General features: G+C 46.5%; 7 protein-coding genes and 2 pseudogenes. 5 read left to right on the forward strand and 4 right to left on the reverse strand.

Annotation, left to right across the window (positions count from 1 at the left end):
• Positions 1 to 259 precede the first annotated feature (259 nt).
• Positions 260 to 604 carry a pentapeptide repeat-containing protein gene (locus QP891_RS11910; RefSeq protein WP_349838696.1) on the reverse strand — a complete coding sequence of 115 codons (345 nt, stop codon included), beginning with the start codon at positions 602 to 604 and terminating at the stop codon, positions 260 to 262.
• A 3-nt stretch (positions 605 to 607) separates the two neighbouring features.
• Positions 608 to 1,219, reverse strand: a complete 612-nt coding sequence (locus QP891_RS11460; protein WP_284783759.1) for a hypothetical protein — start codon at positions 1,217 to 1,219, stop codon at positions 608 to 610.
• 144 nt (positions 1,220 to 1,363) lie between these two features.
• Here QP891_RS11460 and QP891_RS11465 point away from each other — a divergent pair.
• Positions 1,364 to 1,782 (forward strand): annotated as a pseudogene (locus tag QP891_RS11465) (transposase); the annotation flags it as partial.
• Between the two features lie 34 nt (positions 1,783 to 1,816).
• On the opposite strand, the pseudogene QP891_RS12010 reads toward QP891_RS11465, so the two are convergent.
• Positions 1,817 to 1,924, reverse strand: a pseudogene (locus QP891_RS12010) (IS30 family transposase); the annotation flags it as partial.
• Positions 1,925 to 2,256: 332 nt separating this feature from the next.
• Between QP891_RS12010 and QP891_RS11475 the strand changes: the two are divergent.
• The 4 genes from QP891_RS11475 to QP891_RS11490 are packed head-to-tail and all read left to right on the forward strand — an operon-like array spanning position 2,257 to position 5,076.
• Positions 2,257 to 2,658: a hypothetical protein gene (locus QP891_RS11475; RefSeq protein ID WP_284785734.1), complete on the forward strand. Its 402-nt coding sequence runs from the start codon at positions 2,257 to 2,259 to the stop codon at positions 2,656 to 2,658.
• A complete protein-coding gene (locus QP891_RS11480) occupies positions 2,652 to 3,365 on the forward strand; it encodes an ATP-binding cassette domain-containing protein (protein ID WP_284771329.1) in 714 nt (237 codons plus the stop codon). Before QP891_RS11475 ends, QP891_RS11480 begins: the two co-directional genes overlap by 7 nt.
• Positions 3,355 to 4,494 (forward strand): hypothetical protein, encoded by a 1,140-nt coding sequence (locus QP891_RS11485; protein ID WP_284771330.1) that lies wholly within the window; start codon positions 3,355 to 3,357, stop codon positions 4,492 to 4,494. Before QP891_RS11480 ends, QP891_RS11485 begins: the two co-directional genes overlap by 11 nt.
• Before the next feature lie 60 nt (positions 4,495 to 4,554).
• Complete coding sequence (locus QP891_RS11490; RefSeq protein WP_284771331.1) at positions 4,555 to 5,076, forward strand: hypothetical protein; 522 nt, start codon at positions 4,555 to 4,557, stop codon at positions 5,074 to 5,076.
• Positions 5,077 to 5,243: 167 nt separating this feature from the next.
• Here the strand turns inward: QP891_RS11490 and QP891_RS11495 are convergent.
• Positions 5,244 to 5,455 (reverse strand): hypothetical protein (locus tag QP891_RS11495; protein ID WP_284805985.1); only part of this gene is annotated, 212 nt, incomplete at its 5' end.

Genomic DNA, 5,455 nt, shown 5'->3' on the forward strand with positions numbered 1-5,455 from the left:
CCACATCACCCAAACCAGAAACGAAGAAAAATCGCTGCCTAACCACTAGGTAGCTCCACTACGTGTCCACGATTTGCGGGCAACCCCAACGGGGCACTTCACATACGCTAAAGTATATACCTCATCATATGTCCCGCCATATGGCAAGACATATGACAGGACTGACGGGTGTGCAGATTTACCGATACGGCTGCACCGCCCTAGGCGTTTCCAACGCCCGATTTACGGTAGGGCTTGAACGGAATTCGTTTAGGCGCAATCAGGGACTATAAAGTATCACATTACTTGCCTCCAAACCTGTACATTCAGAGAATTGCCTTGGATTGGCGGTAACAGGTACCAGATATGCGTTCGTAAAATTAGCGCGCGTTAATGTCGCTCCACGAAGGTCTGACTCGCTAAGAATTGCGTTCGTAAAATCTGCGTCGGTGAAATCTGCCGATTTCAAGTTAGCCCATGCCACCATGGAGCCACGGAACGAGCATCCTTTGCATATGCTTCCTTCGAGATTGATGTCCGTCAGATCATAGTTGGACATATCCTTTCCGGAAATGTCTTTCCCAGCGAGCCCCGTGGCCCACGATTGAGGTATCGTTTTGTACATTTGTTATTTAATCTGCGGTGAATTGATAATCCATTGCGGGCAACGGCCTTGGTAGCCAAGGCAGTGGGTGGTTACAACTCCGTAAGGTTTGCCGTCCCTTACCTTGTTGAAACCAACCACCGTTAATATGTCTGTGGTTTCAACTTTCCGGCACCTCTTAAAAGGTCCCCAACCCGAGCAGGAAATATGATCCATGGGCAGGCGATATTCATAGCGGTCGCCGGAGCGCTTAATCTTTGGCGCATATTTTGTTGAAGCTTGTGAAGCACGAATGGATAAACCGTGTTTGTTCTGGTTTTTCGCCCGAGCCTTTTCTCGAAGGTAAATCAGCTTTCCATTCTTATCCGTCCACTGCGACACTATAGTGTAGGGGCCTTTATTTCCAAAGAAAGATAATTCCGAGTCGACAGAAGTATCGAAGTTCTTCGAAGTGGCAACTTCTGTCAAGATTTCCTCCGCTGTAGAGTCATAGCTTTCCACTGTTCCTGGGATGACCCCGAAATCTTTTGTAGGGGCAGAGGTAGATGCATTGGCAGCTGGTTGAGACAAATTAGCCATTAGAAGTAGAGCAGCCATTGTCTTGCCTAGTGCGTTTTTGATCCAGTATTTCCGCATGATAGAGTCTCCTACTTGTAGAAAATTACTTATCCTAAAAGTACCTTCTTTAATTAACGAAGGGAATGCTCATATGCGTGATATGGAATACAAACTGAAGCGTCCTGGGTTTAGTTCTTACCTCAGCTAAGGAAGGATTGAACTATGCCTAGAAAGTATTCCGTCGAGTTTAAGGAGAAGGCGGTCCATCAGATCATCGAAATGGTCCGCCTGGAGTCTTGCTCACTGCAACGTGCCTACACAGAGATCGGTGAGCTCCTTGGAGGATCTCACCACACGTTGCGGGCTTGGTACCGTGACAGCGCTTCAGTACGCGATAATTCTGACGCTTCAGGCAGCGAAACAATGAAAGAAGAACTCAAGCGTCTGCGCCGCGAAAACCGTGAGCTGAAACGAGCAAACGGGATTGTTAAGACTGCTTCGGCTTTTTCGCAGCGGAACTCGACTACCCCACGACCAAATGATCCCTTACATCGACGCGTACAAAGATCAGTTTGGGGCCCGGGGCCATCTGCCGAGTCCTAAAACAAGCAGATCGTGGATTCATTACTTCACGCGGCTACTGAAGCGTTCTACTAACGTGATTACCGCTGATTAGTTATTTTTACCAAGGATGAGGTCGCCTTCCCAATGGCCTGGCAAAATACGTTCAGTAACCTCATCTGGCCGGTCGTCGATGAGGATCATGTCGTCAACGAAGCGTTGCTGGGATTGCCCGCAAAGGGGCGCTCTTAGCCTAGCGGGGACGCGTCAACTCGGAACAGTTATGTCGTTTGAACCTGGCGTTTAGTTCGTGGGATATGAAGTGGACATGCCATTTTGGAGGCGGATCAACCTTAAGAAGAAATGGTAATTGGGGGTAGTACTTAGAATATCTTTACTGCGGGCTGTACATGCTATAGATGCCTATGTTAGGTTAACACTGTTCCCGATATAGGCGATCCTTTATAATACTGAAGTCTGAAGCAAACACACATAAAGGTCATAAAGGTGAGGTCGATTTTGACGTGTCTAAATTCCGAGAGGGAAGTACTGTGATGAAGAAAATTGCAGCAGGGTTAGTAACCGCCTTGGCGGTTTCTATGTTCGCTGCTCCAGCGAACGCGGAGGGGAACTTTGAAACCAGTGTTAGTGGCGTTCGCGATGGCTACAAGACTCGTGGGTGGATCGATCGAAATATAGACGGGTACAACACGGAGATTACAGCAGCTACCTGTTTAAATGATCCACATGGATCTCCTGGAAAAGTTGAGATGACCCTGCGTCGAGAGCTTTCTATGAAGCCGGACCCCGACCTAGGTTCACGTTCGCTCAATAAATGCTATGGAGGATGGGACCGAGGCGGGTGGGGGCGCCAGGCTGCGGGAAATTATCATGCTGATATCCATACATTTGATTGGAACCACTTAACCATCAAATGGATGAAATTTGTATGGTAGCGACCATTCAAGCTAATGCACTAAAAATCCGGCGTTCAAGTAAAATAATTCTGGATATACCACAGTTAGTGATAGATGAACGACCCACGCTTCTTCTGGGAGCTAACGGTGCAGGGAAATCAACACTTTTTTCTGCTCTTGCATCAGATTCTTCTCCAAAGGAAGGAACAGTCCTAAGGAATGGATCTATATCTGTAGTAGAGCAGACATTCAATCCTATTACCGGTTTCACCTCTAGTGAGTACTGTGCTTATGTTGCTTGGCTGTTTGGGCGAGATAAAAAGGCCGCAAAGAAAGAAAGCTTAGATTGGCTAGATTTTGTAGATCTGTCAAGAGTCTCTAATCAACGGTGTGAAAGTCTTAGCGGAGGGGAACGCTCTAGGCTGGCGATCGCCACTGCGTTGAACTCTGGGGCGGAAACACTGCTGCTTGATGAACCAAGTGCGGCACTTGATCCACTCAACAAAGAGCATGTAACTGAGGTATATCAACGGATTGTTGATAGAGGACATAATCTAGTCGTCTCAACGCATGATGCCGGCGAACTACAGAGACCTTTCGAGCGCGTTCTCGTCCTTGATAAGGGAAAGCTACATTTTGATGGTTCACGACATGATTTCGTGCAGTTAGCTTCAGAACCCGGAAAATCCCCGGCACATATTCTCTCACGATCTTTTGTACGGAGAGGAAACTACAGTGGTTCCTAATTTCGGTATTAAACACTGGCTTCGCCGTCCATCATTATGGATTTGTCTTATTGGGATAATCCTCAGCGCGGTTCCTATTTCGGAATTAGGAAAGACGCCATACTATGAGTCGATAGCTGCCCAATCTACATTGGTATTCTTCGTAATTGCCCCTGCGGTTTCTGCCGCAATGGCATGGGAGGCATCACGATTTCGTCCTCTAGTGCAGATGGGGCGAAAATCGGTGGCTCGTATCTATGTGAACCGAATGTTTGCATGGTCGCTGATTTTTCCTCTTGGCTATGTATTAGCAAATCTTTCACAAAGTACTGATTCTGCACTGCTCGGATCTTCAGTTTTTTGGGTTATGCTGACGTATTCGTCCATCGTCGGTACCTGTTGGACATTAATCGGAAGTGCACTTGGCTTTTCGTTTAAACCACTGGTTTCAGTGTCTGTATCAGCTGCGCTTGCATATACGTGGTATGCGGTAATTCCAGCCACTTCTCCTGGATCCTTAAGACATATAACTGGTGATTTTTTAGCGTGCTGTTCTTTTGATGTAACGCTAGATGTGAAAGCAATTGGAACAGCAATTGCAGGGATTATTGGAGCCACGCTGACCATAATCTCGGCTGCGGCATTGCTTAGGAACCGCTGTAAAATGTATATGTTGACTTTCCTTTTAGGCCTTATTTCCCTCATCGGTTCTTTTGCTTGGGCGCAGCAGCTCACAGAGTTTGGCCTTGAACAAAGAGATTCTCGTGAGGTTGTTTGCTCTTCTAAGGTCTGCGCATGGCCGGAAGTTCCTAACGAAAATATATCGCTTAATATCCAGGCGAGGGATGCTTTCTCTAAAATATCACCCCCTGAGTGGAGAGATTTCTCAGAACGTCCCGTCATGTGGGGAGATCTTTCGGAAGAGCATCTAAGTCTAAGCGGTCAATCCACTGTAAAAGGGATAGTTGGAGAGTTTGTGGATCAAGCTGGATCTGCGGAACTCATTCGTTCAGACGCTAAAATCTGTGGAATTCCGGCGAAAGATTTGGGAATTACGCTTAGTGGTCTTCCTTGGGAGCCTAATCAACAAGTTACCGTTGAAGACGTTGCTCAACGTATTGAGCATTCTGTATGCAGAGTGAGCGATTAGCCCATGACTTCATACGCATTCTTGTACTGCCGTGGGCATAGGCTAATTACTGTCCTAATAATGGTGCTGTTTATTGCCTTTGTTCTTTCTTTCGCTGAGGGATGGTTGCTAAATATCCCTTGGCTCGATGATACTGCTGGGGCAAACGTTGGTACTTTGTGTTCGTTTTCTTATGCTGCATTGCCAGTGATTTTCTTCAGAAATCAGATTTCCAGGTTAGAGGCTCAAGTTTCACGGAATTGGCTAGTTATTGATGGTATAGTTCTCTTAGTTTTATGGATTATTCCTTGGATCTTTTCCCTTTGTGGCATAGGAAGCACTAGATTCGCTTATGTATCTACTGTTCTTACCGCTTTGACACTACTTATAGGTAGATATGTGAGTGTGGATACACTCGCTTTGTTACTTGTAGCACAGCTTGTTTTGCAAACCGCTCTTTGGCCATCATTATTTGATACGCATTGGAGATTCCTACTTTTCGCTCTAGAGGTTCCACCCAGCCGTATTCCACTAATATTAAGTATAGTTTCGTTGTTCGTGAGTGTTATTTCTTTGCGTAAATTCAAACGATCTGTGTTTTAGCTAGAAGTAGAGCGTGTCAATTTTTTGTACGGAGTGAAGAATAGCTATCTGCTGAAGTAGCCGGGGCAGGCCTAAGGTTACCCGCAAATCTTTGAAACGAAGTCACGTAATAGAACTACCTAGTGATTAGGCGGCTATGAGGTTACCCTCGTTTGGTGGAGACCCGATTAGTGTGGATTTTGTGTCCGCAAGACAGGATGTTCATTGTGGGTCAACAACGCCAGAAATACACACCTGAGTATCGACGTGAAGCCGCGAACCTGGTAATCGAATCGCAGCGCCCAATTGCTCATGTAGCGAAAGGGACCTGACCCCCATTTGGTGGACACCTGATATCCAGCCCAGTCGAGCTGGGAAGAAAGGTAATCTACCACCATGT

Origin of the sequence: Corynebacterium sp. MSK310 (assembly GCF_030227355.1) — a bacterium.
Lineage (GTDB): Bacteria > Actinomycetota > Actinomycetes > Mycobacteriales > Mycobacteriaceae > Corynebacterium > Corynebacterium rhinophilum.